The 26,588-nt window shown below is 43.5% G+C and carries 30 protein-coding genes; 20 read left to right on the top strand and 10 right to left on the bottom strand.

Features of this window, described 5'->3' with window-relative positions:
* The first annotated feature begins 212 nt into the window (after positions 1-212).
* Positions 213-1,505, top strand: coding sequence for a DEAD/DEAH box helicase (locus tag OCU35_RS13825; protein WP_102443538.1), 1,293 nt, complete (start codon positions 213-215; stop codon positions 1,503-1,505).
* Between the two features lie 72 nt (positions 1,506-1,577).
* On the opposite strand, the gene OCU35_RS13830 is transcribed toward OCU35_RS13825, so the two are convergent.
* Complete coding sequence (locus OCU35_RS13830; RefSeq protein ID WP_261826294.1) at positions 1,578-1,877, bottom strand: type II toxin-antitoxin system RelE/ParE family toxin; 300 nt, start codon at positions 1,875-1,877, stop codon at positions 1,578-1,580.
* A gap of 6 nt (positions 1,878-1,883) precedes the next feature.
* Entirely contained in the window at positions 1,884-2,126 is a 243-nt protein-coding gene (locus OCU35_RS13835) for a type II toxin-antitoxin system Phd/YefM family antitoxin (RefSeq protein ID WP_102427610.1), read from the bottom strand.
* A gap of 257 nt (positions 2,127-2,383) precedes the next feature.
* On the opposite strand from OCU35_RS13835, the gene OCU35_RS13840 reads away from it, so the two are divergent.
* The 8 genes from OCU35_RS13840 (at position 2,384) to OCU35_RS13875 (ending at position 8,686) form a co-directional block, all read left to right on the top strand.
* Entirely contained in the window at positions 2,384-3,073 is a 690-nt protein-coding gene (locus OCU35_RS13840; RefSeq protein WP_261826295.1) for a zinc metallopeptidase, read from the top strand.
* Positions 3,074-3,434: 361 nt separating this feature from the next.
* Positions 3,435-3,794 carry a carboxymuconolactone decarboxylase family protein gene (locus OCU35_RS13845; protein WP_261826296.1) on the top strand — a complete coding sequence of 120 codons (360 nt, stop codon included), beginning with the start codon at positions 3,435-3,437 and terminating at the stop codon, positions 3,792-3,794.
* Complete coding sequence (locus OCU35_RS13850; RefSeq protein WP_102427612.1) at positions 3,794-4,309, top strand: VOC family protein; 516 nt, start codon at positions 3,794-3,796, stop codon at positions 4,307-4,309. Before OCU35_RS13845 ends, OCU35_RS13850 begins: the two co-directional genes overlap by 1 nt.
* Entirely contained in the window at positions 4,306-4,749 is a 444-nt protein-coding gene (locus tag OCU35_RS13855; protein ID WP_261826297.1) for a DMT family transporter, read from the top strand. Before OCU35_RS13850 ends, OCU35_RS13855 begins: the two co-directional genes overlap by 4 nt.
* On the top strand, positions 4,746-5,252 hold the full coding sequence (locus OCU35_RS13860) for a DMT family transporter (protein ID WP_261826298.1): 507 nt from the start codon (positions 4,746-4,748) through the stop codon (positions 5,250-5,252). The genes OCU35_RS13855 and OCU35_RS13860 overlap by 4 nt, the downstream gene beginning before the upstream one ends.
* A complete protein-coding gene (locus tag OCU35_RS13865; RefSeq protein ID WP_261826299.1) occupies positions 5,242-5,565 on the top strand; it encodes a hypothetical protein in 324 nt (107 codons plus the stop codon). Before OCU35_RS13860 ends, OCU35_RS13865 begins: the two co-directional genes overlap by 11 nt.
* A gap of 89 nt (positions 5,566-5,654) precedes the next feature.
* Positions 5,655-6,593, top strand: coding sequence for a LysR family transcriptional regulator (locus OCU35_RS13870; protein WP_261826300.1), 939 nt, complete (start codon positions 5,655-5,657; stop codon positions 6,591-6,593).
* A 524-nt stretch (positions 6,594-7,117) separates the two neighbouring features.
* Positions 7,118-8,686, top strand: a complete 1,569-nt coding sequence (locus OCU35_RS13875) for a polysaccharide lyase 6 family protein (protein ID WP_102329051.1) — start codon at positions 7,118-7,120, stop codon at positions 8,684-8,686.
* Positions 8,687-9,157: 471 nt separating this feature from the next.
* On the opposite strand, the gene OCU35_RS13880 is transcribed toward OCU35_RS13875, so the two are convergent.
* A complete protein-coding gene (locus OCU35_RS13880; protein WP_065599637.1) occupies positions 9,158-9,820 on the bottom strand; it encodes a M15 family metallopeptidase in 663 nt (220 codons plus the stop codon).
* Between the two features lie 458 nt (positions 9,821-10,278).
* Between OCU35_RS13880 and OCU35_RS13885 the strand changes: the two genes are divergently transcribed.
* Complete coding sequence (locus OCU35_RS13885; RefSeq protein WP_261826301.1) at positions 10,279-11,586, top strand: carbohydrate porin; 1,308 nt, start codon at positions 10,279-10,281, stop codon at positions 11,584-11,586.
* Positions 11,587-11,870: 284 nt separating this feature from the next.
* On the top strand, positions 11,871-12,878 hold the full coding sequence (locus OCU35_RS13890; RefSeq protein WP_017031621.1) for a LacI family DNA-binding transcriptional regulator: 1,008 nt from the start codon (positions 11,871-11,873) through the stop codon (positions 12,876-12,878).
* A 64-nt stretch (positions 12,879-12,942) separates the two neighbouring features.
* Here the strand turns inward: OCU35_RS13890 and OCU35_RS13895 are convergent, their stop codons facing one another.
* Entirely contained in the window at positions 12,943-13,542 is a 600-nt protein-coding gene (locus tag OCU35_RS13895) for a LysE family translocator (RefSeq protein WP_017031620.1), read from the bottom strand.
* 119 nt (positions 13,543-13,661) lie between these two features.
* On the opposite strand from OCU35_RS13895, the gene OCU35_RS13900 reads away from it, so the two are divergent.
* The gene (locus tag OCU35_RS13900; protein ID WP_261826302.1) at positions 13,662-14,147 is read left to right on the top strand and encodes an Lrp/AsnC family transcriptional regulator; all 486 of its coding nucleotides are present in this window, start codon (positions 13,662-13,664) and stop codon (positions 14,145-14,147) included.
* 38 nt (positions 14,148-14,185) lie between these two features.
* On the opposite strand, the gene OCU35_RS13905 is transcribed toward OCU35_RS13900, so the two are convergent.
* Positions 14,186-15,244: a GGDEF domain-containing protein gene (locus OCU35_RS13905; protein WP_261826303.1), complete on the bottom strand. Its 1,059-nt coding sequence runs from the start codon at positions 15,242-15,244 to the stop codon at positions 14,186-14,188.
* A 336-nt stretch (positions 15,245-15,580) separates the two neighbouring features.
* Here OCU35_RS13905 and OCU35_RS13910 point away from each other — a divergent pair, with 336 nt between their 5' ends.
* Positions 15,581-16,684 carry a choloylglycine hydrolase family protein gene (locus OCU35_RS13910; protein WP_261826304.1) on the top strand — a complete coding sequence of 368 codons (1,104 nt, stop codon included), beginning with the start codon at positions 15,581-15,583 and terminating at the stop codon, positions 16,682-16,684.
* Positions 16,685-16,774: 90 nt separating this feature from the next.
* Here OCU35_RS13910 and OCU35_RS13915 read toward each other — a convergent pair whose 3' ends face one another.
* Complete coding sequence (locus OCU35_RS13915; RefSeq protein WP_102321800.1) at positions 16,775-17,395, bottom strand: SGNH/GDSL hydrolase family protein; 621 nt, start codon at positions 17,393-17,395, stop codon at positions 16,775-16,777.
* A gap of 170 nt (positions 17,396-17,565) precedes the next feature.
* On the opposite strand from OCU35_RS13915, the gene OCU35_RS13920 reads away from it, so the two are divergent.
* The 3 genes from OCU35_RS13920 (at position 17,566) to OCU35_RS13930 (ending at position 19,539) form a co-directional block, all read left to right on the top strand.
* The gene (locus tag OCU35_RS13920) at positions 17,566-18,615 is read left to right on the top strand and encodes a cysteine synthase A (RefSeq protein WP_261826305.1); all 1,050 of its coding nucleotides are present in this window, start codon (positions 17,566-17,568) and stop codon (positions 18,613-18,615) included.
* A 226-nt stretch (positions 18,616-18,841) separates the two neighbouring features.
* Entirely contained in the window at positions 18,842-19,135 is a 294-nt protein-coding gene (locus tag OCU35_RS13925) for a Fis family transcriptional regulator (protein WP_261826306.1), read from the top strand.
* 269 nt (positions 19,136-19,404) lie between these two features.
* Entirely contained in the window at positions 19,405-19,539 is a 135-nt protein-coding gene (locus OCU35_RS13930; RefSeq protein WP_017031615.1) for a hypothetical protein, read from the top strand.
* 111 nt (positions 19,540-19,650) lie between these two features.
* Here the strand turns inward: OCU35_RS13930 and OCU35_RS13935 are convergent, their stop codons facing one another.
* Positions 19,651-20,526 carry a patatin-like phospholipase family protein gene (locus OCU35_RS13935; protein WP_102429501.1) on the bottom strand — a complete coding sequence of 292 codons (876 nt, stop codon included), beginning with the start codon at positions 20,524-20,526 and terminating at the stop codon, positions 19,651-19,653.
* A 61-nt stretch (positions 20,527-20,587) separates the two neighbouring features.
* Positions 20,588-20,722 carry a hypothetical protein gene (locus OCU35_RS13940; protein WP_261826307.1) on the bottom strand — a complete coding sequence of 45 codons (135 nt, stop codon included), beginning with the start codon at positions 20,720-20,722 and terminating at the stop codon, positions 20,588-20,590.
* Between the two features lie 295 nt (positions 20,723-21,017).
* Between OCU35_RS13940 and OCU35_RS13945 the strand changes: the two genes are divergently transcribed.
* The 3 genes from OCU35_RS13945 to OCU35_RS13955 all read left to right on the top strand — a co-directional run bounded on the left by OCU35_RS13945 (position 21,018) and on the right by OCU35_RS13955 (position 23,343).
* Positions 21,018-21,554 carry a hypothetical protein gene (locus OCU35_RS13945; protein WP_261826308.1) on the top strand — a complete coding sequence of 179 codons (537 nt, stop codon included), beginning with the start codon at positions 21,018-21,020 and terminating at the stop codon, positions 21,552-21,554.
* Between the two features lie 639 nt (positions 21,555-22,193).
* Positions 22,194-22,853, top strand: a complete 660-nt coding sequence (locus tag OCU35_RS13950) for an SDR family NAD(P)-dependent oxidoreductase (RefSeq protein ID WP_261826573.1) — start codon at positions 22,194-22,196, stop codon at positions 22,851-22,853.
* A gap of 58 nt (positions 22,854-22,911) precedes the next feature.
* Positions 22,912-23,343: a DUF2000 domain-containing protein gene (locus OCU35_RS13955; protein WP_261826309.1), complete on the top strand. Its 432-nt coding sequence runs from the start codon at positions 22,912-22,914 to the stop codon at positions 23,341-23,343.
* Between the two features lie 130 nt (positions 23,344-23,473).
* On the opposite strand, the gene OCU35_RS13960 is transcribed toward OCU35_RS13955, so the two are convergent.
* Both OCU35_RS13960 and OCU35_RS13965 read right to left on the bottom strand, forming a co-directional pair.
* The gene (locus OCU35_RS13960; RefSeq protein WP_261826310.1) at positions 23,474-23,926 is read right to left on the bottom strand and encodes an exoribonuclease R; all 453 of its coding nucleotides are present in this window, start codon (positions 23,924-23,926) and stop codon (positions 23,474-23,476) included.
* Positions 23,927-24,000: 74 nt separating this feature from the next.
* Positions 24,001-24,822 carry a helix-turn-helix transcriptional regulator gene (locus OCU35_RS13965; protein WP_261826311.1) on the bottom strand — a complete coding sequence of 274 codons (822 nt, stop codon included), beginning with the start codon at positions 24,820-24,822 and terminating at the stop codon, positions 24,001-24,003.
* Positions 24,823-24,961: 139 nt separating this feature from the next.
* Here OCU35_RS13965 and OCU35_RS13970 point away from each other — a divergent pair, with 139 nt between their 5' ends.
* Positions 24,962-26,581: an MFS transporter gene (locus OCU35_RS13970; RefSeq protein WP_261826312.1), complete on the top strand. Its 1,620-nt coding sequence runs from the start codon at positions 24,962-24,964 to the stop codon at positions 26,579-26,581.
* Positions 26,582-26,588 lie beyond the last annotated feature (7 nt).

Here is a 26,588-nt window from a genome sequence, read left to right on the forward strand (position 1 = left end):
CACTGTTAGTCGTTGGGAGTGGTTAAGCCGCACTTTTACTTTAAAAAAATGGCCACTAGAGGACTTGTTGCCATTAAATAGTCATATTTTCGAGCTTATTGCGACGAATTGGTAAAAAGCCTGCCGTTCCGATGCAGTTTGTTCTACAATCTGCGACCGTATTTTTGGTTATGCTTTACGTGGTCGTAGCCGCTTAATTTAGGAACACAACAATGTCATTTTCATCTCAGAATTTTTCTCCAGAAATTGTGAAAGCACTGTCCGAGTGCGGCTACGAAAAACTTACTCCTGTTCAGCAGAAAGCGATCCCTCTCGCTCGTAAAGGGCACGATATCTTAGCGAATGCTCAAACAGGGACAGGTAAAACTGCCGCTTTCGCTCTGCCAATTATTCAGCAGCTATTAGACAAGACCAAAGTGACTAAGCACTTTCAAACACGAGCACTGGTTCTTGCACCAACTCGTGAATTGGCTGCACAGATTGCGCAAAGCATTGAAGATTATATCAAGTACACATCATTGAGTGTTGCTGCCATTTATGGTGGCGTGAAAATGTCATCTCAGGTTCAAAAGCTAAAGAATGGTATCGACATTTTGGTGGCAACACCAGGTCGCTTAATTGAGCATCTGGATGAGAAAAATGTTTCCCTACAGAATCTTGAATTCTTGGTTTTCGATGAAGCCGACCGTATGTTAGACATGGGCTTTATTTCATCAATTGAAACCATTATGTCTGGTGTTTCAACCAAGCCACAGACGATGCTGTTCTCGGCGACGTTCTCTCCGCAAATGAACAAACTAGCGGCGGAAATGTTGAATCAACCGAAAAAAGTTTCCGTCACTCAAGAAAACGTGACGGCAGACACTGTCGCGCATGTTGTCTATCCAGTGGACCAAGAAAGAAAGAATGAAATGCTGTCTGAACTTATTGGTCGTAAGAACTGGCAACAGGTATTAGTCTTTGTGAACTACAAAGAAACGGCCAACATGTTATTGAAAGAACTCAAACTTGACGGCATTAAAGCGGTACTATGTCACGGCGATAAAGCACAAAGTGCCCGTCGTAGAGCGCTTGACGAGTTTAAAGAAGGCAAGGCACGTGTGATGATTGCAACCGATGTGGCTGCTCGTGGCTTAGATATTAAAGGCCTTCCACACGTAGTGAATTTCGATATGCCATTTTTGGCAGAAGATTATGTTCACCGCATTGGCCGAACAGGCCGAGCTGGCCAAAAAGGTCATGCTGTGTCTTTTGTCAGCCGTGAAGAAGAACTGACGTTGCAACAAGTCGAGTCGTTGATTGGTCATACTATCCGACGTGTAGAGCAAGCAGGATACGAGCCAAAAAGCCGTGATGCTCTATTGCAGAAAATGCACAGCAAACCAGCATTCAAAAACCGTAAAACCCGTACAAATAACCCTTCTGATGCCAGTCAGGGTTCAGCTGAGAGAAGCGCTCGATTACGTAATATCGTAAAAAATAAAGCCGCAGGCTCTAAGAAGTAAGCGAATCAACACACACTAAACGCCGATGATGCAAATCAATCGGCGTTTTTTTCGTTTTATCCAGTGAGATTTCTATCTTAGATGGTTTTGCGGCAACTGTGATTGACTGAGTACAGCCACTACCAAAATGAAACCATCTTCTTTGGTAAAATATGCTGTGTGTTTGCCAACAGGGAAGTAGTATCCGTTTGCGTAGATATCGTCACAGTTTCTACCGACAGCAGGGTTATCAGCGAGCATCTGGAATCCGGTAAGCAGTACTTCCTTATAATTTCGCCATTGTGCTTCTGAAAAATTGTTAACAGTATAGCTTTTGATTTTCTGCAAATGAGACTGTGCTAATCTGCTTAGTTTGCAATTGCTCTTTGGCATAAATAGTTACAAAGCTCTAAAAAAATCTTCACCATCAATGACATTTCCTTGAGCTAAATCTTGCTTTGCAGACTCAAAGCAATGCCTGAGGTAATCAACCTTCATGGCTTCTAGCTCTTCATAATCTTTAATAGACATAACAACTACAGCGTCTTTGCTGTTTTTGCTAATCTTGACAGGTTCACGTTGAGCACTAAGAAGTAACTCGCCAAAATTACGTTTCGCATCATTTGCTGTCAATGTGTGCATGATCAATCTCTAAGTTTGGATCTATAATCAGATTATAACTTGTCGCACGAAATGTTCAATATAATTAAATCGTGCGATCTGTGCGAAAACGTTTAAAGTGTAAAGATACCTATTCTAATCTGATTGTGACACTGTAAAACATTGCTTATAAAACGCTTCTGTCCATCTCGAGTCAGACTATTATCGAAAGCATCTGTTGCTCATTTCTATGCGTATAATATATCGTAGTCACACAATTCTCTTGGCATACTGTTTAAATGTTCTGGATAGTCCTATTACTCATAATCGCGATATGCGTCTTCCTGCCGGGCCTGTGGGTCAAGCATGTGATGCAAAAGTACAGTCAGCCGGCTGATCGCTACCGCAAGCAGGGAAGCGGGGGTGAACTTGCTCGCCATCTGCTGGATTGCTCCGGCTTGAGTAACGTCGTGGTAGAGGAGACCTCTGCAGGTGATCACTATGACCCGGTGGCTAAGGCTGTGCGACTGACGCCGGAAAACCACTCAGGATATTCGCTGACAGCAGTGACTGTAGCCGCCCATGAAGTGGGGCATGCCATTCAGGATTCTCGTGGAGAGGCTTTGTTCCTGGCGCGGCAGAAACTCGTAAAGACTGCCATGGTTGGCGAGCGTATTGCCGGAATAATGCTGGTGGCTGCCCCGCTTGTCTTAATGCTAACCCGTCTGCCGCAAGCGGGAGCGATAACGATAATGATTGGTATTGTTTCAATGGCACTAAGTACCTTGGTGCACCTGTTGACTCTTCCGGTTGAGTTCGATGCCAGTTATGGCAAGGCTCTGCCTATCCTGAAGGAAGGCGGTTACCTGCACGATGGTGATCTGGAGCATGCGGAAAAAATCCTCAAAGCGGCGGCGCTAACCTATGTCGCCGCCTCGCTGACCAGCTTGTTGAACTTGGGGCGATGGATCGCGGTGCTCCGTCGGTAATGGGTGCTTGATGCTAGAGGTTTAGCAATAGCCTATGTCATTGAGCACGTGTGGTATCAACTGGGCCTCTGAGTTAGTTCTTTCATACCTCATATTATCCGCTACCTACTAGATGACTAAAATATCCAATAAGGAAATGCCCTAAAATCTACTAGTGACGCACTCCCGCTAACACAACTAAGCTCCAATCCCAGTCAGTTACACGCGCTTCTTTATCCTTTCTCACTTTTCCCTTTTCCAAGCACCTGTGCAAGATCTGCATAAGTCCTATTCCATTCTGCTAGTTTTTCAAAATCCCTCGCTCTCTATAATGCCCGACATCCGCTACAGCGAACAAGATTCACTAACGAGAGTGTCGAGTATGACTAAGAAATATGAAAATGCAGTGCTGGATGATCAAGCACTGATTGATGGGCTTAAATCAATCAATCCAGTATGGGGCGATATGACAGTGCGCGTTGCTGGAGAAGCATGGGGCATGCCTTTAATTGACCAAAGAACCAAAGCATTAATTACCATCGTCATTGACCAAATGGCGTTGAATGTAACGGGCGAAGGTAATCCATTTGGAGCCCATGTTGATATGGCGCTTAAGCAAGGCGCTACCTATGCAGAGCTTGAAGAATTAATCGTGTTTGCATCGGCATACACCGGCTTCAATAAGGGTGCGACCACTATGGGTGCATTAAATAAGATTCGCCACGAACGAGGAGATTTCTAATGGCTATTCCAGGCTTAAAAAAACCAGACCACATCGGCTTCACGGTTCCAAATCTGGATGAGGCGATTGCCTTTTTCCAACAGCACTTTGAGTTTGAATTGGCGTACCAGTTTGGTCCATTCGCTTCAGATGATAATTGGATGACAGATCACCTAAATGTTAATCCACGCGCTGAGATCACCAAGATAGCGGTGATGAATGCAAAAGGGATTAACTTAGAGATCTTTGAATACGCAGACACGGTAGAACGCAACAAAACAGCGCCTAATAACGCAGACATTGGCGGTCATCACCTCGCTTTTTATGTTGAGGATATGAATGCCGCAGTATCGTATCTAAGAGAGCAAGGTATTCAAGTCCTTGGTGAACCGACAACTATGACCGAAGGTCCCACAGGTGGCGAGTCTTGGGTCTACTTTATGGCGCCTTGGGGGATGCAGTTAGAGCTTGTTTCTTATCCGAACGGCAAAGCCTATGCCGATCACTCAACAGTAGCGCTGTTTGATCCACGATGAACATCATCTTTATTGTTCTGATTGTGATCGCGGGAATGGGGCTGTCTTTCGAGGCAGGCCTGTTAGGCCCTCTAGGTGAGCAAGTTGGTCATCTATGGGCAACGTTGAGCATCTTTGGTGTTGGTACCGCGCTGCTGTGGATGATCCGCCATTTTACACCGCAAGGAAAGTTTAAGGCTTGGAATACGATTCCAAAATGGCAGCTTATTGGTGGCTTACTAGGGCCCGTTTACGTAGTGATCCTTACGTTATCGACACCCATTTTAGGTGTGGCGATGACGATGGTCTGCGTCTTGTTTGGGCAAATCACTAAGAGTTTTGCCATCGATTACTTCGGTTGGTTCTCTATGCCAAAGCAAGCAACCAATCCACTGCGTGTGCTTGGCTTGATGTTTATTTTTCTTGCGCTTTGTTTTGTCTACTTAGGGGGACAGCAATGACCTTAATTATTTTACTGGCGATTGCGTCAGGTATGGCGCTTAGCGCTCAAGCGGCGATAAATGGGCAACTTGGTGCAAAAGTGGGTGTGATTGAGAGCTCGCTACTGACATTTAGTATGGGCACTGTCATAACCGGTTTATTGATCTTTTTCTTTGAACCTAGCTATGACGCCACACTGTTGACGGTTCCTAAATGGCAACTGGCAGGGGCACTCTTTGGCATCTTTTATATGATCGTTATGGTTGCTGCGGTGCCCAAGGTTGGTGTTGCCATCGCAACTGTGGCAACTATTTTGGGCCAGGTGATCATGAGTTTAGTGATCGATACTCAGGGCTGGCTCGGTAATGCTCCAATTGAACTGAACTACTGGCGCATAGCCGCCATGGTGTGTATTGCATGCGCTTTGCTATGCATCTATTTAGCGAATCAACAAACACAATCTGCGTTGGATGCACCTGTAGCAAAGCCAACAATTATCAAGGAAACACTGCATGTCAGCTAAAACACTGATCGTATTTTTTAACCTAAAAGCGACAACAGACGAAACACAGTATCTGCAATGGGCCAAAGAGTCCGATTTACCCACGGTAAACAAGCTCAGCAGCGTGTCATCGTTCGAAGTATTCAAAGGCATCAGCATGTTTGGCCAAGATAAACCCTCACCATGGGATTATTTTGAGGTAATACATATTGAATCTGAGGACGCATTTCTGAGTGATATCCAAACCGAAGAAATGCAAAAGATTGTCGACCAGTTCCAGTCTTTCGCCGAAGATGCGCACTTTATCGTTACCGAGAATATTCTTGCTGCATAATAGATAAAGGTTCAGGCAAGCTAAGTATTAGCTTGCCTTTTTTTATGTTTAGAACTTAATCTTTGTTTATTGCTGGTAGGAGAAATTTTGTGAATTACGATGTGTCTTTATTGGAAATAAAATTGTTCTTGATGACCACTCAGTTTGGCAATTTTTCTGAAGTGGCACGTCGGCAAGATATGACGCCATCTTCGGTGTCTCGCAAAATGGCGCATCTAGAAGATAAAGTCGGAACAAAGTTATTACACCGTCATACTCGCTCCATATCACTGACCGATGAAGGCATCGCATTTCATAAGCACTGTGCCGAAATCATTAACCAGTATGAACGTGTCGTTGAACATATTGAGCAGCGGGCAAATACCCCTCGCGGCACAGTAAAGATAAGTGCTCCTGTTGCCTTCGGACGCCTTCATATAGCGCCATACCTCACCGAATTACTAGAACGTTATCCACTTCTTAAGGTTGAAATCCAGCAGACCGATGCCTTTGTGGATCCCGCAGCAGAGGCGATTGATCTGATGATCCGAATCGGTGTCCCCCAAGACTCCTCACTGAGAATGAAGCGTTTTGCGAAGCAATGCTATGTGATGGCGGCAAGTCCAAGCTATCTAAAGTCTTATGGCGCACCAAGCACACCGGAAGAGCTCAAACAGCACAACTGCTTAGTGTTTAAGGGGACCAATGGTTTGCAGCGCTGGTTTATCGGTAAGGATAAATTAGAGCCATATGAGGTTACTGGCTCACTCTACGGCAATAATGCGGAAACCTTAGTGGCTAGTGCGGTGGACGGCAGTGGTATTGTGGTCTTTCCCACTTGGTTGATTGGTAAAGAGTTAAAGAGCGGCAAATTAGTACCAGTGATGAAAGATTATCAAGTATCGACCAGTATAGAGCAGCAAGTGATTGGTGCTCTCTATCTTGAGACCGATAATCTTGCTGCAAAGGTGAGGGTAGTGATTGATTTTTTGGCGGAGAAATTCAGTAGTACAGGCGATAAAGATAAATGCTACTGGGATGAAGTCTAGCCAAATACTCTTGCCGTGAGTTTGTTTAAGCAAGGGAGAGAATAGACACATCGCATGCCACAATTGCCACATCAATAAGTAAAACACGACCAATTAGCGTTTCTATCCTACCTATACTGAAAATACCTAGATTTCGAAATAAAATATTACAATTAGAGCTATTTAGAGGGGTGTTAATATTGTTCGTGGTATGCATTCGACCGTGACAATTGATTCTATGTTGAGTCGTAATAGTCGGGTTATTAAAGATTAAAATTATTTAAAATCAATTACTTATGTGTGATTTTTCCTGCTTGGCACTACACAATTCCCTATTGCAGAACTGGTTCTTCTAACTTGAACTTTAGCTTTTTTCAAGCCTATGTCCCTTCAGGTTTATTTGTATTATTAAATTATTTGACGGTGTCCACAAATCGATAAATTAGGTTGGTGTAAGTAGACATTTCTGGGCAATAGAGAGTTTCTATAGATGCAACATGTTGCTAATCTCGCGCTCAACGGAAACACCTTACAAAGAGATACTTATGAAAAAGTCACCAATTCTATTAATCGCAGGTTCACTACTATTAGCGGGTTGTACTTCAAATCAGGGAAGTACAGTGCCAGTTACTCAGTCTACATTCATCATGGTAGACCAAGGCGTTGCTATGGCTTCTATGCAAGAGGTTTTAGAGCTACGAGAAAGCATTCTTAACGCTCAAGATGGCGACGTAATCAGCATCAAAGAAGGTCGTTATAAAGACCTAGGTAGTGTTACGCTGACTGCGAATAACGTGACTATTAAAGCTGAAAAGCCAGGTTCTGTTATTTTTAATGGTTCGACTCAGTTTGTGATCAAGGGTGACAACAACCTAATTGAAAGCTTGGTATTCACTGAAGGTGGCGCGACACTAAGCACAGAAAGCCATGATGCAAACATCATGGGTGTATTTGGGATCTTCGGTAAAAACAATACGCTAAACAACTCTGTTATCTACAAGTTCAATGACTACGAATACGTTGCAGACGAGAAAGGCAAATACCCTAACATCCGATGGGTAACGGTTGGCGGCGAGAACAACAAGATCACCAACAATACCTTTGAAGGTAAGTACAAGCGTGGCGCTATGCTTGTGGTTGCAACTTCAGACAAGCTAGAAAAGACATTGATTGAAGGTAACATCTTCAAAGACTTAACTGCTTTGGATATCGAACTGATCGAAAACTCTGACCCTAAGATGGTGAGAACAAACCGTAACGATCGTCAAGCAATCCGAGTAGGTGATAGCCACAACTCTCTGTTTGATTCTCAAAGCATCGTAAGAAACAACTACTTTGACAACATCAGTGGCTACGTAGGTAAAAATGGCTCTGGTGAAATTGAACTGATTTCAGTGAAAGCGAGCGGTATTACCTTTGACGGAAATACTATTAAGAACAGTACTTCAATGATCTCTCTAAGACATGGCCACAATAACGTCGTAACAAACAACGTTATCTTACCTGGCGATACACCAAACTCTGGCGGTATCCGAATCTATGATGAAAACCATATCATTGAAAACAACTACATCGAAGGAACATTAGGCAAAGGTACATACCGAGGTGCGCTTGTTCTTAATACCGGTATCATCGATGTAACTAAAGGTGAAGTACTAAGCAAGGACTCTACAGACGGTAAAACGCTACAAAAGCAGTGGACGCCTAAAGATGTCGTTGTTAAGAACAATACTTTAGTGAATAACACGCAAGGCATCTTTGCTAGTAATGCGGTTCACCGCGTAAGCCTAACTGACGATGCTCGTGTTGAGACTATCTTCCCAGCTGTTGATACATTATTTGAAAACAACTTATCAATTGCTGCAAACGAAGGTACCAACGCGTTCAGACAATTTGAAGGCGAGAAATTCCAAATGGTTGGCTCTGAATATGTGAACAACATCTTCTACGGCCAGATTGAAGGGCTTGAGCCACTTCCTGCAGGGATCTCTACAGAAAAACCAGCAATGGAGCGTGACGAGCAGGGCTTGATCAAAGCGGTAGGTACAGTGGGCGCAACTAACCTAACGGTACTAACCGAAGATATGGTTGGCTCTTCAATCGTATTCAAATAATAAAACTATCTAAATACTAAGGCGGGTCATTCACTTTTTACGAAAGTACAAAGTGAATGGCCCGCCTTTTTGTATGTCTAGAATTTGGCGATCGCTACGGATTTAAAACACTACGCCAACCGTTTATTTGCAACATGAAGCTCGATGGTTGCAATGCCAATGAAATTCCTAGCTACAGGCAAACCTTCAATTTACATGTTAGGTTCCGCAGAACTGGTTTTTCGGCAGATCTAGACTATTGAAGATAGTTTGATATAAAGCTGAGGTATCATTTGGCAGCATAACGATAATTTAGCGGTTCATTTCATTGATGATCAGCAAGTCGAATTAGGCTTTACTATTGCCCCTGACACTCAAAAGTTAGGCTTCTATTTTGTATTAGAGATAGAGGTGCTGTGCTTCCCAAGAGAAGCGCACTTTGTTCAGAGTGTTTTTGCAAAGGCGCTTGGGCGAACAATATCAATATACTGCCTATGTCTCAAAATCTACAGCAGAGAATAGAGCGTGTGGTGCTTCACTCATAGCGGCCCAGTACTTGTCTCCATAAGACCAGTGCCACCATTCAAATGGGTAATTAACAAAGCCCACCGACTCCATGCATCCAAATAAAATCTCTCGATTCTTTAGAACATTCGGTGGTAGGTCATCGAAGAAGGAGTAACACTTGCCACTAGATGCGGTTGGATCCTCATCGTACTTGCAACCAAGGTCAATCTCAGCTCCATTTTTGTCTATCAATGACACGTCAACGGCTCCACCTGTTGGATGACCGGCGACATTAGGTGGTGCTATATATTCAGACGTAAGCTTATGAACCTGAGCAGATGAAAGGTTCTTATGTTCTTGCAGGCAGAACAGTTTAATTAGTCTTCGATTATAAATAAAAGACTGGAATGACTTAGGTCTATGGGTCTCTTTTACCAATAGATAGAGCCCTTCGGGAAGAAGAAGTGACGCTTGCTTTAATCTATCCACTACGCTTTTTCGCGCTATAAATTCGTTCGCATATCCCAGCTCTACATCATGGTCTAAAACCAACTTAGCCCCCTGCAATGCTATTGAGACCATTGGCTCATTGTTTTCAATGACAGCCATGTTCTGAACGCTAGGGTGCAGTAAGTTGATGTTATCCAATTTAAATATCCTACTGATAGAAGTGAAAAAAGCGATGAATGATAGGTTTTGGGAAATGTTCATGCAACAAAAAGTTTGTGTTCATCACAACGTGCTTAGAGGCTTAGGGGAAATCTCGTGCTATGGCTGCAACATGATAGTCGAGTAAAAGAGTGGTCGAGCCCTTTAAGTCCCATGAAACGTTTCATGAGTATCACTTCTTTCATAATTTGCGATGCAAATAAAGTTTATCTGTTACATAAAAAGGTGATACAGGTCTTGTTGTGAACTTATAGATAAGGTTTTTCCCTCTGTATATTTATGGCTAAACACCTAGTAAGCCTAGGGTGAGGCTCTTTTTAAATTTTCACCTCAAATAATAGAAATTGGGCTGTGAAGGCCTTCAATATTTTCGCGCGTTTCATTCCATATAATTTTTCCCGTCCTAAAACACATTCAAAAATTGGGAAATAATAATAATGAAACAATTTAACCTATTACCTGTATCTTTAGCTGTTGCTGCCACTTTGGCTGCAGCACCTTCTTTTGCGGACACTGAACTGGAAGAACTAAAACAACGTTTGGCAGAGCTAGAATCTAAACAACAAACCTCTAGCTATGTAGATGAGCAACAACCACTAATACTCTCTTCCAAAAGTGAAGTTCCTGAAGGCGTAGTTTTTACAGGTTATGCTCGTTACGGCATGCAATATGCTGCAGATGATGCGGGACGAGTTACCACTGATGGCGCACTCACAGGTAACTCGACAGGTCGTCTAGGTAACGAAGGCAATGGCGGAGAGTTCCAGTTTGGTAAATTCTTTGAAAGTGATGGTGGGGCGATCTGGGATGTACAGGTCATGCTTGAACACTGGCAAGGTGATGCTGATGGCGATGCGGTAGGCCTTAAAAAGTTCTATGCCGGTGTTACAAATCTGTTTGAGTCTCAGCAGGATCTCTATATTTGGGCTGGACGTGATTTCCACCAACGACCTGCAACAGACCTAAACGATTACTTTTGGATGATGCACGATGGTCAAGGTGGTGGTTTCTATAACCTCGACCTAGGCGGCGTGAGCTTTGATATGTCTGTGGTTGGCCAAGTTGATGGTGCTTCAGTTGAAGACAACGGCCGCTATGCGGTGACCTCTAAGTTGCACGGTATCTCTTTGGGTGAAGCTGATTTTAGTTTCTACGCCAACTATGGTTTTACATCGAAGGATGATTTGACCAATATTTCTGAAAAAACAAGAAGTAGCGTAGATGCTGCTAGCAGTGCTTACCAACTTGTTGGTCAGGTGGGAATGTATGACCAAAACTTTATTGTGCGTTACTCGAACAACGCCCTTGATAGTGTTTTTGATCTAGCCGAAGACCAAACAGCGCTGTTGTTTAGCTTTGATGGTAGTTACTCATTTAACGACCAGTGGGGTGTTGAATACCTAGCAGCCTACCAATCACTGGAAGGCAAAGATGTCGAAGACCGCGTAAATACTAACTTCATTGTACGCCCGACCTATGCCTGGAATGATGTCCACTCTACATGGTTAGAGATGGGTTACAGTGTCGTAGAGTTTGACGATATTGATGCCACGAACTCATCTTGGAAGACGACTCTGTCGCAGAATATCTCATTTGGCGATATGGGCACGGCGCGACCAATGCTTCGCTTCTACGCGACTGTGGGTAACTCTGATAACGAGTACACAATTAACCACAGCGATCCAACCTACGTTAGAGATGAAGACACTTTAACTGTTGGCGCAATGTTTGAAGCTTGGTGGTAAATAGCCACTGTTTAACAATAGGGCTAAGATATTATTTCTTAGCCCTATTGACTGTAATTATTAATATTAAAACTGAATAATTGATTGATATTATTAATTAATGAGGTGGTTGTTTGTCGTTACAATTATTAACTTTTTTAATTAGCAAATATGTAGTATTTAAATATCTATAATAAAAGATTTAATTGCGCGAGTAGTGAATTTCTCACTTCAATATTAATCACAGAGGATTAAAGCGCCCTTAGCAATGGATGCATTTTTACTTTAATAGAGGTAACCATTCTATGGCGACAATTCGAGACGTTTCAGAGCGTGCAGGTGTATCTGCTGCGACAGTATCAAGAGTCATCAATGGCACTAGCCATGTATGTCATGACAAAAAACTAAGAATTGAAAAAGCGATCAGAGAACTCAATTATAAACGAGGCTTTACCCGCTTATCACCACGCCTTAACCGCAATGGGGGCATCGGCATTGTGGTTCCTGAACTAGGTGGACCAATTTACGCCAGCATATTCCAATCAATCGAGGAATGCTTTCGTCAGTTTGGGTATCACATCATTGCCACTTCAGGCTCAAATGATTCGAGTAAGCAAAAAGAATCCGTCGAATACCTTTTGAGCCGTAGAGTAGATGCCATCATTCTGTGCAATCTAGATCTCGATGACGACTACCTAATGGAAATCGAGAAACGAGGTGTCCCATTAGTGATCTTGAATCATTACGTCCCAGAACTTTCAGAGAGCTGTATTAGTATTGATCATCATTCGGGTGGACGGATTGCAACGCAGTATTTGCTCAACAATGGGCATACTCAAATAGCCTGTATTTCTGGGCCACAAAACAAAGCAGGTGCTAGAGCAAGACTACAAGGTTATAAAGACGCGTTAACATCGGCAAACATAGAATACAATAATGACCTAGTGTGCGAAGGGGACTATCTAGAAGCTTCCGGCGCCAAGGCGATGGAGCGGATACTCAAACGAAAACAACCGTTTACCGCTGTATTTGCCTCAAATGACAGGATGGCTTTTGGCGCGATGCAAACCCTACGCAAACATGGTTTGTCAGTACCTGAGGACGTTTCATTACTAGGATTTGATAATTGGAGTTTTAACCAATATATCACCCCAGGCATTACTACAATCAATATCCCACTTAAAGAAATGGCATCAGAAACTGTGCAGCTCATCTTACAAAAACTCTCCAAGAAGCCCTGCAGTGTTGATTTTGTTCTGCAGCCAACATTGGTTATAAGAGACTCTGTTCAATCATTGGCGGTGCATTCATAGCGTTTGTCGTAGACAAATAACAAAGCCTCCAAAATGGAGGCCTAAGTTAACGATCTACTTTATTTTACGCTGGCTGATAAAGCATGAAAGCCACTACAAGCGCAAGGCTTCCTCCTAGACAGCGGTTCACGATCATCATCTGTTTGGGTGATTGCAGTAGCTTTTTAAGCATAGTGCCGCAATATGCCCACACCAACATGCAAGGTACACCGGTTATGACCATGCCGCTAATGATGGTCACTACTTGAATTAGGTAGTCCGCATTTGGGGTGATGAACTGTGAGAACACGGTTAAAGAAGCAATCCAACCCTTAGGGTTCAATACTTGAACCAATACGCCGGAAACAAAGCCTGAACGTTTGTCCGTGGTGCTTTCTTCTATTTGAAGGTTGGCAATAGACCACGCCATGAACAACAAGTAAGCCGCACCCGCGTATTTTAAAATAGTGTACAGCTCTGGGTAGAGGCTAAACAGGCCCACTAAGCCGACGCTAGACCCTGCCAGTACGATGATAATGCCAAACGCGTTGCCAGATATAAAAGGTAAAGTCGCGGCAAACCCATAACGACTTGATATCCCAAGTAATGCGATATTTCCTGCCCCAGGTGTAATTGCGATAGATGTTGAAAACAGCAAGAACGCCAGCATTAACTGAGAGCTCATTCCTCTCACTCCTAATTGATAAAGTTTTGATGCGGAGAGTCTACCTATTTGACTAGGAATTAAATTGCTAAATGCGCTAGTATATAGATAAGTTTGAGCAATATATTTCTAAAAACGGCATGAAGAAGAAAGAATCCACCAATGAAGTGCTAGATGACACAGATGTTGCCATCTTGGATCATATTCAACAAGACGGACGCATGAGTAATAGCAAGCTTGCCGAAAAGGTTAACCTTAGTGAAACCCCTTGCTGGCGTCGGTGGAAGCGCATGGAAGATACCGGCTATATCGATGGTTATGCGGCTAAGTTGAACCGTAAAAAGCTGGGTTTTCATGTGGCTGGTTTCACCCTTGTCACCTTAGGGAACCACGAAGTAGAAAACACCGAGCCGTTTGAAGAGTTTGTAGCCGTCACCGACTGGATCCCAATGTGCCACTGTATTGCGGGTGGAGCAGACTACATGGTTCAAGTGCTTGCCAAAGATTTGGAAGAGTACTTTGAGCGTATTAGTTCAATCAGGCGGGTAAAAGGCGTCAGCGCAATTCAGTCCAACATCTCAGTGAAAGAGTTGAAGAACAGCTACGCGCTACCTCTGGGTGATTGATAGGTCTATTTGAACCTATTAAGTTAGGTTCTTTACGATTATTTGTTAGTTTCGAACTCAGGCTTCCACACTTTAATACAATCCCTACCTTGGTGTTTCGCTTCATACAGCGCTGTATCAGCACGTTGAATGAGCTCTTTGCTAGGGACATTATTTTCGTAAGCGGTTAAGCCAACACTGGTCGTTACTGAGTCATCAATTGAAAAGTTGTGTGCTCTAATTTGCTCACTTATTCTTTCGCATATATTTAAGGCTTCATTAATTTTTGTTCTAGGTAGTAGCAACACAAACTCTTCGCCACCCCACCGAGCTAAAATGTCGGTATTACGTATCCCCTTATTAATGACCTCAACAAATTCCTGGAGTACCAAATCTCCTGTTGTATGACCGTACTTATCGTTTATTTTTTTAAAGTGGTCTATGTCATAAATGACTAATGTGAATGGAGTTTTTAAGCGCAGTGCGTTTGATATCTCGGTATCCAAGCTTTGCAAGAAGACGTATCTGTTCCAGCAATTGGTTAGCTCGTCTTTTGTGGCACTGTCATGGAGCGTATTAATGACTTTTTGCTTACCCAACTCTAAGTAACAAGCCGCTCCGCCTCCGAGTATGAGGGCAATTAAATGGTTGTAAATAAAGGCATTTGGAGTTGCAGAGCCTACGTCTGGAGGATTAAGTATTAAGTTGCCTATGATAAAAACAGAGAACACACCAGACAATGCAACGCCTGAGCTTACGCCTATAAGAGAGAAAGAGATGAGTGGCACCAGCAACAACAGTGGAGCGGCGAGGATAGGGTTGTGATAGGACAGGTCTCCAACAATCCAAGCGACAGACAGCGAGCCTACCCATGCAGGAAAATCAAGGCGATGCTTTACCCTAAACAGATAATAAGCCACTGCAATAAGTACACACCACAATATGCCAACCGTAAGTTCTAAACTGGTGCCGATATACATAAAGTTTCGCGCGGTTGACCTTGCCAGAAATAGAAAACCAATGAGCAACCAAAAATTGAGCAGCTTAGCTCTTCGATAAGCATGCAGGTCATCGCGAGAAAAGAAACGGGGAGTTGAAAATAATCTAACTGGACTCATAACAGTACGGCGTATGGCTGGTTTCTTATAATAAACAGTTCTTTAATGATTAAGCTACTTATTTATTGAATAGGTACTGTGCTGATATTTCTATTTGGGGGTTGTAGATAATGCTCCTATAAAGGGCTTTGTATTTATTTGTGTTGTCTTTGTGATGCTCCCATAATAATTAAATCTAGAACGGCTTCTTATTTTAGTCTCTGAATTTTGTAGGTTTTGGTCATTCATGAGTGAGTGCTCAGTAGTAAATAGCGCATGCTAAAGTGGCGTTAACACCGAGGATTTTGCCTTCTGGTGTAACTAATCTCGCTTAATTAACCAAGATTACAGGTTCCTATGAAGACTCCGTTTCGTAAACTCGCGTTAGCGTCAATGCTTGCCTTTACTATCCCAGCACAGAGCGTACTTGCGTGTACCGCAATCACATTGAATGCCAATGATGGTTCAATTATTCAGGCTCGTACGCAAGAGTGGGGAGCGTTTGATCTTCGCTCAGAAATCATCAAAGTGCCACAGAATGTGATGATGAAAGGCAATACCCCAGAAGGAACTAACGGTCTTACTTGGGAGAGCAAATACGGCGCAGTAGGCATCAATGCGGTAGGTTTACCTGTGTTTATTGACGGAATGAACCAAGAGGGTCTTGCCGTTTCTGTTCTATATATGCCAGGTTTTGCTCAGTTCCAAGATTACGAGAGTCAACAAAGTGACATCACTTTGGCTGCTTATGATCTGCCAGCATGGTTACTGACAACAAAAGCCAATGTTGAAGAAATTAAAACAGAATTGCCGAATATTCGAGTCTCGGATGTGAAAGTCCCTTCATTTGGCAATATCGCACCACCGATTCACTTTCTTGTTACCGATAGCAAGGGTGGCAGTATTGTCATTGAATATACTAATGGTGAGTTAGCCATCTACGACAATGAAGTGGGCGTAATGACAAATAGCCCAAGTTACCCTTGGCATCTTACCAATCTGCGCAACTATGTAGGTCTGCAGCCAGAGTCGGTTGAACCGAAGCAAGTGGGTAATATTACCCTAAGCCCTATTGGTGTCGGTTCGGGTATGTTGGGTCTGCCTGGCGACTTCACCCCACCATCGCGATTTGTTCGCGCCGTAGCAATGCGAAACACGGTGGTAGAGCTAGAAGACAGTGAGCGCGCAATCAACGAGTCATTTCGTATTTTGGATAACTTCAATATTCCACTCGGCGCAACTGAAGCACCCGATCAATTGCCAACAGATGGAACACAGGGCTCCACTCAGTGGACAACCGCCATGAATGCGCACTCCCTAGAGTATTACTACCATACGATGAACAACCGCACCTTGCGTAAAATAGACCTCAAAGAGATTGATTTTACAAAGGGAGAAATTACGTTTTATCCGCTGGATAAGAAAAAAGTGCAGACCATAGAAATGGTTGAAGTGGACTAGACATTAGATGAATGGAAGCAAGCACCTATCGAGTGCTTGCTTGTTTACTATCCCTTGTTCTACCTACAGCTACACCACACAAGCTGTGCTTTAGAGAATGGTAGGAATACGCTTAGCCAGTATATTGGCAAATTTTTCATGTTGATCCAATTGCCAGTGAATACCCTCTTTCGGGCAAGGTTGAATCTCGGTTGCCGCATCAAAGAAATGGCAACCAAGCTCTTCAGAGCGAAGCTTAAAATAGTGGCCAAGCTCTTTTGATTTTGGTTCAGCGTTTTCAAACCCCTCTTTAAGCGGGTTTACTTCAAGGACATGAGTGGGTGATATCAGCAAGACCTCAGGTGGCTTCGCCATGAAACCGTGTTGATAGTTTTGTACCAATTGAACAAGTCGTGCTGCACCTTTAGAAATATCACTGGCAGTCAAATTGAAGCGAGACTTTAAGTCATTTGTGCCAAGCATCAGCACGACAAGATCTGGATGGTGACTTTCGATACATGGGAAAAGGTAATCAAGTCCTTTTTTCCCTGCCTCATAAGGGTCTTCTAACACGGTAGTTCGACTGTTTAAGCCTTCTTCAATGACCACATACCCAGCAGGTAGCTTTTTCTGCAGCAGCTTAGTCCAACGTTCTTCAGTGTTATACCTGCGTGGTAAATCAGGCGAGCAACCCCAAGTATTAGAGTCCCCAAAGCATAGAATTGATTTCATAGTTATTACTATTGTCATTAGAATTTGTTTAATTGTATTACAAATGAACTTGAGATTGTTTGCGCAGTGTCATGGATAACCTTGAATAAGCACCCCTTAGAGCTACGCTTAGGTAATCGATGATTCCGTCGACAAATAATCGAATATTCAATTAGATAAGTGAAACCATTATGTCAATCTCCTCCATTGCAAATAATGTCAGTGAACTCATTGGGCATACTGACCTTGTCAGAATCAATAGCCTTTCCGAGATCTCTGGCTGTAACATTTTACTTAAGTGTGAGCATCAAAACCCGGGAGGATCGATCAAAGACAGAGCCGCTCTTCAGCTCGTTACCGATGCCATAGAGTCAGGCAAGCTCAAGCCTGGCATGACCATAGTCGAAGGCACAGCGGGTAATACGGGCATTGGCCTTGCGCTGGTGGCTAAATCTCTTGGATACAAAATGTTGGTGGTGATGCCTCGCGGACAGGCGCAAGAAAAAGAGCGCATGATCGCGCTGCACGGTGCAGAATTGTTACTGGTGGATCCTTGCCCTTTTGCTAATCAGAATCATTTTTATCATACCGCGAAGCGAATAGGTGCAGAGAACGAGGACTACTGGTGGGCCGATCAGTTTGAAAACCTGAGTAATTACCGAGCGCACTATTTGCACACTGGGCCTGAAATCTGGGAACAAACGCAAGGCAATATCGATGCCTTAGTTTCAGTTGTAGGCACAGGAGGGAGCATTGCCGGAAACTCGCATTACCTTTCTTCAAAACAGCCGAATTTTAAAACTTGGATAGTCGATCCAGATGGTTCGGGCATTTATTCCTACTTGAAAGAGGGCACCTATCAATCTAATGGAAGTTCGTTCACAGAAGGGATAGGTATCATGAGACTGGTCGAAAACTTCAAGCAGGCCAAAATCAATCACGCAATCACCTTACCCGATCAGGATCTAGTGACGATATCGCGCATTGTTGCAGAGCAAGATGGCATTCTTTTGGGGAGCAGTTCTTCGTTAAATGTGGCTGGCGCGTTATACGCGGCTGCGAGAATGGGCAAGGGCAATACGATTGTCACTTTTAGTTGTGATCTTGCTGAGCGTTCTTATTCAAAGTTGCATAACGAGCAGTTCTTAAAAGAACGAGAAATAGAGCTTAATAAAGAGAACCTAGCAGAACTATGGGCACGTTATCAGGCCGATGGTGACAGCAAGGTGGTCAATGTGTAGTGGTTTAAGAACACGAATAGCAAGAGTGTGTTTTGTATCGCTTGAAGTGTAATGTCATGTTGGATGGCTAAATCAACACCTTAGCCATCTATCGAAAAGAGCTGATCTGCTCTTTTGTTTTTTGTTGGAACTCAAAAGTACCCAGATACGTGCCAGCACGATTATCGCTAGCACGTTGTTGCCCGAAATATCTTTTTTCAGATGTGTTAAATAGGAAGTTTGCTTCATGCGTAAAACAGATAAGAAGATCGAAAATAGAATTAGAAGGGTGTTAACCGAAGTTTGTGAAGATACGTTGAAAGGCTATGATGGTTTTCTTTGGGTAACTCATACGGTCAATTACTCTTCTTTTCCCCAAAGCTTAAGAATTGTCTGTGTATTCGACACAAATCAAGATAGAGCAAACTTTTTAGCAGGAGAAGGGCAGCTGAATGTCTCAACAACCATTCAAAAGGCGTTTGATCAGGTTGGGATCCAACTAAAGAACGTAGATAAGCAAATCAGTTACGAACACAAGTAAATTGCGATTGCGGTCGGCAAGGTAAAGTTAATTAGGTTTTAGTGGGAGTCTAAGGCTTTATATCGGGAGTTTTGATAAAAAGCCAGAAGGCTATGTCTGTCCCCACGTTTTGTTATGCTGATTGATTACAAACATCCAGACCTAGACAAATCTGTATCTAAATCGCTGACTTTCGTTAAGACAATACTGTAACTGCAGTTAATATCACAATTCATATAGGCTACTTAAGATACTGTTTAAGAAGTTTTCTTTATAAATAGGTGAGTGTCATGGGTACAGTTATAGGTATGTTGGTTTTGGCATTCATTGCGTATTTGATAAAGAAAAACACAGGCCTACATTTACACCAGTGGGTTTCTAAGAAATACCAAGAGCACCTAGATGCGAAAGAAATGAACAAATAGTCAGCATGACTCACGATGAGATATGTTGCTCCCATTCGTCACATGAAATTGTCCATATTCGAGTTAACAAGGCACTCACTTTTGCCCAGAATACACTGATGTTTCCTTTGCTTATCCATAACACGCCGAGCACTCTTCTGGAGTAAAGCGCTTTATCCCTTTCAAGTTTGCCAGGTGCTCTGCTCCTGCATTGACGCCCATTTGATAGCCTGACTCGAGTACAGCATGTTTACGAGATAAGCGCTTAACGGGAAAGTCTTCTGGTGGAGCAATAACCCGTATTTTGGCATCCGCTGGTGGGAAGCGAATGAAGTCTAAGGCTTGGTTGTATCGATTTGCTCTGGTTTTTAGAGTTTCAGCAACCATAGGATTGTCTGACAGCAATCGTTTCATTAGCCAGTGGCTATTTGATTCTGGCATCGAGTAGCTAAGTGGGTGAGACAGTATCACCGTGATGTCACGCGCTCCTCGTCTATATGCTTCCTTGACAGGAATAGAGTCCGCTACCGCGCCATCAGTAAAGCAACTACCTGAAAAACAAGGTGTCTCTCTATAGGCGACAGGTAATGCTGTGGTCGCTTCCATTACATTGAGCAGGTTGTCTTGTGTGACTTTAAAGTAATTGGCCACACCAGTGTTGATATCGGTTGTAGCTGCATATAAGGGGATGTTACTGAGTAACTGTTCAAGGTGAAGTGGGTATTGTTGCAAGGAGGTTTCGCTAAGCCATTTCACATCTGTTAAGTGTCCACCCTTCACGAACCGAGCAGGGTTGTAGAAGTCTTTGGATGTGCCGAGATCAGTAATGATTTGGTAACTACGCTTTGGTTGCTTTGCTAAATAACCAAGTAGATTGGATGCACCCGCAGAAGCTCCGATTGCGAACTGAAAAGGGTTATATTCTTCTTGCATAAAAGAGTCCAACACACCCGCCGCAAAAATACCGCGCATGGCCCCACCTTCAACGACTAATGCTTTATTGTCCATCACTCCAACTCACCTAAACCTGAATAACCGAATGTTATTGGAAAAATAATGGTAGGTATAGTCAATCGTTCTTATAGATTTGATAGTTATTACCAATGGTGGTGGGGTGTTTTAGCTGTGCGATCAATTTGGAGTGGCAGCCAGGTGTCGCAAGCGCGGTACTCGCCTTTGCCCCAAAGCTTGTCAGAACTGCCAAACCGGTTTCCTAGATTGCTCGAGAATAGATAAATGTGATTTAAGCCATATTCTTGGGGAGCTATGTGAAGATTGTTAATAGTATTCTCTTTAAAATTCTCTTTAAAATTCTCTTTAAAATTCTCTTTAAAATTCTCTTTAAAATTCTCTTTAAAATTCTCTTTAAAATTCTCTTTAGGTTCACATAAGAAATTGATGTTGGTTGAATTTCATAATGAGTAGTAGTTATATTGATTTAGTTTAGGCGCGAAACTAGTTTGCTATACGCGTTCAATTTTCAAAGACAAGGAGTCGTTATGAAAATACACAATTTAAAATTACTGATGCCATTAGCGTTAACTATGTTGTTAACGGGTTGCCCCATTGATGGAGATAATGGTTCTGATGGCACTGTGGGGCTCTCAGGGATTAATTGCTGGGACTTAAATGGAAATCGCATCAACGATGATGACGAAGATAAAAACAATGATGGTCTGTGGGATGCGGACGACTGCGGTTCTCAAAATACTATTTCTCAAAATACAGACGCAGTTTTAAACCATCAACATTTTTGCGAAGCTTTTGCAGCCCTCGGCCAGTACCCATCTAGTTGTCCCTCGATGAGTCATACCCCTCCAACTGGAACTCTCACTCAGCAAACTAGAACTACTTGGTATGATGACGGACTAGGCAATGGTTGGAGCTGCAATCAACCACCACCGAACAGTGGGCCAGTAAGCATACAACCCAAGGCTGATGGATACTATTGGGTAGTTGAAGGTGGTTTTATAGCGGCCGAGGCAACATTTGCTGTTGAAGACGAAATTAATGATGCAAGGTGTTTTAATCTTTGAGATTTAGACCCAGACTGTATTGCCTCTTTAGCCAGCCTGAAGTCTAGCCCAAGTGTATATGCGTGCAATACTTTCCATCATTCTGATACAGTTTCTCCATGGTCGCAACGTTGCGGGAACTCGGGGGAAGAGTGTATAAACAAACAAGTCCCTGCCGTATATTGGAGTGCCCGCTGCCCCTAACCTAACAATAAGTAGTACCGGCAGCTTTTTGCTGCCGGTGTGCTTGGTGTTATATGAACGTAGGGAATAACGATATAACAGGATATTAGGTGGCAATAGGTAATTTTTGACGCTACCTTTGTCCCACATCACCTCGCTTAAAGATATAAGGTGCTTTTTCTAATCCGATAGAAACAGCTTAGAGCAATTTCCGTAAATCGTTTTTGTCCAATACTTTCATAGAACAACCTTCCTCTTCGGCACGACATACTCAGAAATAAATCAACTTAATAGCCGACCTAAGAGACTTCCCGCAAGCTAGAAAAACATCGACCAATAGAATGTAAGATTGTGACAATGGTGAACCTTCGCATCTTCTGTAAGGATAGAATTTCGAACGAGAGGTGAGCTATAAATCTGGAATTAGATGGGAAGAAAGTTGTTGTTACTGGCGGCTCTTCTGGTATTGGGGCTGCGATAGTTAAGACCTTTTTAGAAGAAGGTGCGCATGTCTATTTCTGCGGGCGTGACCAAACAAAGATCGATACTCTTTTGGGTGAGCTTGAAGAATATTCCCACCTGCATGCCAAGCAATTGGACGTTACGCATGCTGAGGATTTCAAGGCTTGGGTCGAGGATATTGGGCAGGTTGATGTATTTGTTCCCAACGTCAGTGCGCTGTCTTCTGATTGGGAGCAGTCTGTTAATATCGACTTGCTGGCATCAGTGCGTAATATCGAATGCGTAATTCCGGCGATGACAGGGAGTAATTCAGCAGTGACATTTATAGGCTCCACCAGTGCTTCCGTGAGTGAGAGTAAAGGGAATGCCTACGGAGCAATGAAAGCTGCGGTTACCCATTATGTTCAATCTTTATCAAAGGCACATGCGGGGACTATTCGCTTTAATATCATAGCGCCTGCCTCAACGTTATTTGCTGGTGGCGGTTGGGATAAGTTTCGTATAGCTGCCCCAGAGCGATTTGCTGAGAAAGTAGATACACTACCAATGAAGCGTTTGGCAACACCGCAAGAAATCGCAGATAGCGTCGTCTTTGTTTCATCAATGCGTGCAAGCTATATCTCGGGCGAAGTGATTCATGTGGACGGTGGGGAAGGGAATTCAATTACTCTTTAGTTTCACCGTGTGTACTTAGTTACTCGAAGTTCCGGACTCCAATTAATAAGAAGGTTCTATGTCAGTTTTACCAGATGAAAACCAAAAGCGATACGTTGCAATTCTAAGTAAAAAGATGGATCTAGGAAGATCACTGAACGTCTTAGGTCACTTAAGTGTTGGCCTATCTAATCTGCTTGAAGATAGCGAAGGTCAGTATGTTGATTATCAAGATATGGATGGCAATGTGCACCCTAACTTATCGCATTACCCTTTCATTGTTTTAAAAGCAGATAACTCCAACAAGCTTCGAAAAGTCAGAGACGAAGCCATCAGTCGCAATATCAAATTTACCGATTTTACTAGTTCAATGATTGAAGGGGGCTCAGTTGAGCAGCAACAGAGAACAAGGGAAACGAAAGAAGCAGATCTGGAGTACCTAGGAGTGTGCTTGTTTGGTGATACAGATGTTCTGCGTGAGATTACGAAGAAGTTTAGTTTGTACAAATAAATCTATATATACAGTTAGTTAATTTTGTCCCGATGCTGGGGGTTTTTAACTCAATCTTCAGGTGGTGTGCACCTTTCTAAGGCATGGGAATAGTCACCATGCCTTATTGATCTTCGCAACCCCGTCTCTATTAAGGGTTCTGCTCCGCATTAATACTCGCGTAGGTATGCAGCAGTTCTGTCAGTGTTTTTACCCAACCGAAGGCATCTTGAGGCGGGTTAACTAAGATTTTTTCCACCTGCTCGCAATGGGTTTCTAGGGTGATGGCTTCTTCTAGGTTGAAGGAGATAGCGTAGAAGTGCCACAGTACCAAACGGGTCATTCTTTCGCTGTTTTGCTTGGCATTTTCTGAGTCATCAAAGGCTTGCTGAACTTCACTAAGAGCAATTGCTGTCATGCGTAGGGTTGCATCAAGGCGTGCTGACATCATGCGCTCTTCGCTATCCACTTCTTCATGATCAAAAGTGAAAAGCTCGCTCATCACGTCTTCTGGCACCATTTTACTGATCATTCGTGCGCCAAACTCTTCAAGTTCGTGGCGGGGCATGGTGACAAGGCAATCGAAGGTGTAATCACGAAGCATAAAAATCGCTCTAGTTAGCTGTTGAATAGAACCCGCATTCTAAGCCTTGTGTGCGATTTTACCAGTGTTAGATGCTATTGCTCAGCCTTATTTCTTAGGCTTTCTGGGCTGACGCCCAATACCTTTTTACACATCTTAGATAAACCAAAGCCATCTTTATAACCCACTTGCTCGGTGATAACCGCAAGGGGCCAGTGCGTATTGAGTAGCAAGAACTGTGCGCGTTTAATTCTGAGTTCGATGACCTTTTGCTTCGGGCTCTGCTGGTAGATGTTTTTACAAAGACGGTGCAAGGTGGGCTCTGAAATATGCAGTTTCTTTGCCATGACTTGTGTCGTCCATGGGAAATGCAGCTGCTGATCAACCTCTAGGAACAGACGCTCTAGTTGCCCTTCCATATCTGGCGCATCGAATTGAATGATGGATTTTTGAATATAGCGATGGATGTCTTGGTTGAGGATCTTTCGGGTTTCAAATGGCACATCCAGTGTCAGCAAGTGCAGCATGTGCTTTAAGTTATCGTTGTAGTGGCCCTTCCCCAAAGAGAGCGGCAGCGAGTTCATTCCTGCCCAGTTAGAGGTGGGTTCGAGAATAAACCACACAAAGTCCCAGTGGTTGTCCGTTTTGTAATACACAAAATCAACATCGTGTTTGAGCAGCACCATGCTAGAGGCGGTGAGGTTTATAGTCTGTCCTTCACTTTCCACCGTAGCGTTGCCTGAGAGGGTAAACAGCAAGGTGTGATGATCAGGGTTCTTCCTAGAGCAAAGGTATTCATCAGCCACATGAGTCACCCCCGCCATTCGTATCTGCTGGCTGGCAAAAAGCGGCGCGTTGTCTTGCGAAATGAATAACTCTGTCGAGTTTTTACCCAATTTGAATTTATTTGACACCATCGACGTTATTGCCCGCTTGATAGTTTATGACATGCTCAAGAGAGATTGTGCCATAGAATGAGATTATGAATACATTAAAGTGTCAAACAAGCCGTGTATACGGACATAACAGAAAATAATAAAAAATAGGGCACAACAAATGTCGAACTCTTTAGATAGAACAGCAAAGCTCAGCCTGCGTGAAAAGCTAGGTTATGCCATAGGTGACTCTGGCTTCAACTTCTACTGGATCATCATCGGTTCTTACTTATCTTACTTCTACACAGATATCTTTGGTTTATCTGCGGCTGCCGCAGGTACCATGTTTTTGGTTACTCGAATCGTCGATTCCTTCTCTGATCCATTGATGGGGGCTATCGCTGACCGTACTCAATCTCGCTGGGGTAAATTTAGACCCTATTTGATCCTAGGTGCTCTGCCGATGGCAGGTGCGGCAGTACTGACAATGAGTACTCCCGATTTAGGTGAAGGCGGAAAGCTCGTCTGGGCATACGGCACATACACACTAATGATGCTGTGCTACACCATTCTTAGTACGCCATATTCGTCTCTTGCAGGGGTTATTACGGCCGATACAGAAGAAAGAAACTCTCTGTTTGGTCTGCGTTTTTTCTTTGCGTACTCAACCGGCATCTTAGTAGGTGCGTTCACTCCTGAGCTTGCTGACTTCTTCGGCAATGGCGATGACGCGAGAGGCTGGCAGTTAACCATGGCATTGTATGCGAGCGTGGCAACTGTGTGTTTCTTTATCACTTTCTACACCACTAAAGAGCGCGTAGTGCCGCCTGTTGGGCAGAAGACCAACCCAATTTCTGACATCAAAGACCTAATGAACAACAAGCCTTGGGTGATCTTATTTGCTCTTGCGATGATCATCATGATGACCATTGTTTTCCGTGGCAGCAGCGCAACGTATTACTTCAAATACTTTGTTGAGCGCCCAGACCTTATGGGTTCGTACATTGGCTTGCAGATGGCGGCTTATGCAGTGGGCTGTCTGGCGACGCCTTACCTAACACGTAAGGTTGCAGATAAAGCCAAGCTTCTGATGATCCTGATGGGGATTGTCGGTTCTCTAAGCCTAGCGTTTGCATTCGTACCAAAACCTGCGGCAACAGGCGTTGTAACTATCCCTTCAAGTGAGGCTATTACATTAACAGCGACTGAAGTACTGGGTGAATCAACACGTGAAGGCGAACACATTCAGTGGATAGAGCACCAAAAATCATTCTGGATATTCAGCGATAAAGTCGTAGTTGCCCAAGGTACAGAAGAGCTCAAGCTTGATGATGCTCGCGGTACGGTCATTAGTATTCAAAAAACCTTGGCTAACGGTGAGGTGATGAACAGCTCAGACCTACCGATAGAGATTATCACCATGTTTGTGCTGAACATCTTAATCAGCTTGGCACTAGGGCCTAAGTCTCCAATTACTTGGTCAATGTACGCTGATGCCGCTGACTTCAATGAGTGGAAAACAGGCCGCCGCGCAACGGCAATGACCTTCTCTGCAGCGACCTTCTCTCAAAAACTGGGTGGCGCTATCGGCTCGGCAACGGTGCTTTGGGTGCTCGCGGCCGTTGGTTACTCCGCGAATGAAATTCAAGATGGCGCTTCACTATCAAGCATTGTCTATCTGCAAACCATCGTACCTGCGTTCTTTGCCTTTGTTGCAATTTGGGCATTGCGTTACTACGACCTAACAGCAAACAAGATTGAGACCATTCAAATAGAACTAAAAGAACGAGTAGCGATTTAAAAACGCA

This window comes from Vibrio breoganii (assembly GCF_024346795.1).
In the GTDB taxonomy this organism is placed as follows: Bacteria; Pseudomonadota; Gammaproteobacteria; order Enterobacterales; family Vibrionaceae; genus Vibrio; species Vibrio breoganii.

Excerpts from the sequence above, each read along its gene's own strand:
- OCU35_RS13825 (WP_102443538.1), top strand. The coding sequence starts at position 213 with ATGTCATTTTCATCTCAGAATTTTTCTCCAGAAATTGTGAAAGCACTG.
- OCU35_RS13830 (WP_261826294.1), bottom strand. The coding sequence starts at position 1,877 with ATGCCAAAGAGCAATTGCAAACTAAGCAGATTAGCACAGTCTCATTTG.
- OCU35_RS13835 (WP_102427610.1), bottom strand. The coding sequence starts at position 2,126 with ATGCACACATTGACAGCAAATGATGCGAAACGTAATTTTGGCGAGTTA.
- OCU35_RS13840 (WP_261826295.1), top strand. The coding sequence starts at position 2,384 with ATGTTCTGGATAGTCCTATTACTCATAATCGCGATATGCGTCTTCCTG.
- OCU35_RS13845 (WP_261826296.1), top strand. The coding sequence starts at position 3,435 with ATGACTAAGAAATATGAAAATGCAGTGCTGGATGATCAAGCACTGATT.
- OCU35_RS13850 (WP_102427612.1), top strand. The coding sequence starts at position 3,794 with ATGGCTATTCCAGGCTTAAAAAAACCAGACCACATCGGCTTCACGGTT.
- OCU35_RS13855 (WP_261826297.1), top strand. The coding sequence starts at position 4,306 with ATGAACATCATCTTTATTGTTCTGATTGTGATCGCGGGAATGGGGCTG.
- OCU35_RS13860 (WP_261826298.1), top strand. The coding sequence starts at position 4,746 with ATGACCTTAATTATTTTACTGGCGATTGCGTCAGGTATGGCGCTTAGC.
- OCU35_RS13865 (WP_261826299.1), top strand. The coding sequence starts at position 5,242 with ATGTCAGCTAAAACACTGATCGTATTTTTTAACCTAAAAGCGACAACA.
- OCU35_RS13875 (WP_102329051.1), top strand. The coding sequence starts at position 7,118 with ATGAAAAAGTCACCAATTCTATTAATCGCAGGTTCACTACTATTAGCG.
- OCU35_RS13885 (WP_261826301.1), top strand. The coding sequence starts at position 10,279 with ATGAAACAATTTAACCTATTACCTGTATCTTTAGCTGTTGCTGCCACT.
- OCU35_RS13890 (WP_017031621.1), top strand. The coding sequence starts at position 11,871 with ATGGCGACAATTCGAGACGTTTCAGAGCGTGCAGGTGTATCTGCTGCG.
- OCU35_RS13895 (WP_017031620.1), bottom strand. The coding sequence starts at position 13,542 with ATGAGCTCTCAGTTAATGCTGGCGTTCTTGCTGTTTTCAACATCTATC.
- OCU35_RS13900 (WP_261826302.1), top strand. The coding sequence starts at position 13,662 with ATGAAGAAGAAAGAATCCACCAATGAAGTGCTAGATGACACAGATGTT.
- OCU35_RS13905 (WP_261826303.1), bottom strand. The coding sequence starts at position 15,244 with ATGAGTCCAGTTAGATTATTTTCAACTCCCCGTTTCTTTTCTCGCGAT.
- OCU35_RS13910 (WP_261826304.1), top strand. The coding sequence starts at position 15,581 with ATGAAGACTCCGTTTCGTAAACTCGCGTTAGCGTCAATGCTTGCCTTT.
- OCU35_RS13915 (WP_102321800.1), bottom strand. The coding sequence starts at position 17,395 with ATGAAATCAATTCTATGCTTTGGGGACTCTAATACTTGGGGTTGCTCG.
- OCU35_RS13920 (WP_261826305.1), top strand. The coding sequence starts at position 17,566 with ATGTCAATCTCCTCCATTGCAAATAATGTCAGTGAACTCATTGGGCAT.
- OCU35_RS13925 (WP_261826306.1), top strand. The coding sequence starts at position 18,842 with ATGCGTAAAACAGATAAGAAGATCGAAAATAGAATTAGAAGGGTGTTA.
- OCU35_RS13930 (WP_017031615.1), top strand. The coding sequence starts at position 19,405 with ATGGGTACAGTTATAGGTATGTTGGTTTTGGCATTCATTGCGTATTTG.
- OCU35_RS13935 (WP_102429501.1), bottom strand. The coding sequence starts at position 20,526 with ATGGACAATAAAGCATTAGTCGTTGAAGGTGGGGCCATGCGCGGTATT.
- OCU35_RS13945 (WP_261826308.1), top strand. The coding sequence starts at position 21,018 with ATGAAAATACACAATTTAAAATTACTGATGCCATTAGCGTTAACTATG.
- OCU35_RS13955 (WP_261826309.1), top strand. The coding sequence starts at position 22,912 with ATGTCAGTTTTACCAGATGAAAACCAAAAGCGATACGTTGCAATTCTA.
- OCU35_RS13960 (WP_261826310.1), bottom strand. The coding sequence starts at position 23,926 with ATGCTTCGTGATTACACCTTCGATTGCCTTGTCACCATGCCCCGCCAC.
- OCU35_RS13965 (WP_261826311.1), bottom strand. The coding sequence starts at position 24,822 with ATGGTGTCAAATAAATTCAAATTGGGTAAAAACTCGACAGAGTTATTC.
- OCU35_RS13970 (WP_261826312.1), top strand. The coding sequence starts at position 24,962 with ATGTCGAACTCTTTAGATAGAACAGCAAAGCTCAGCCTGCGTGAAAAG.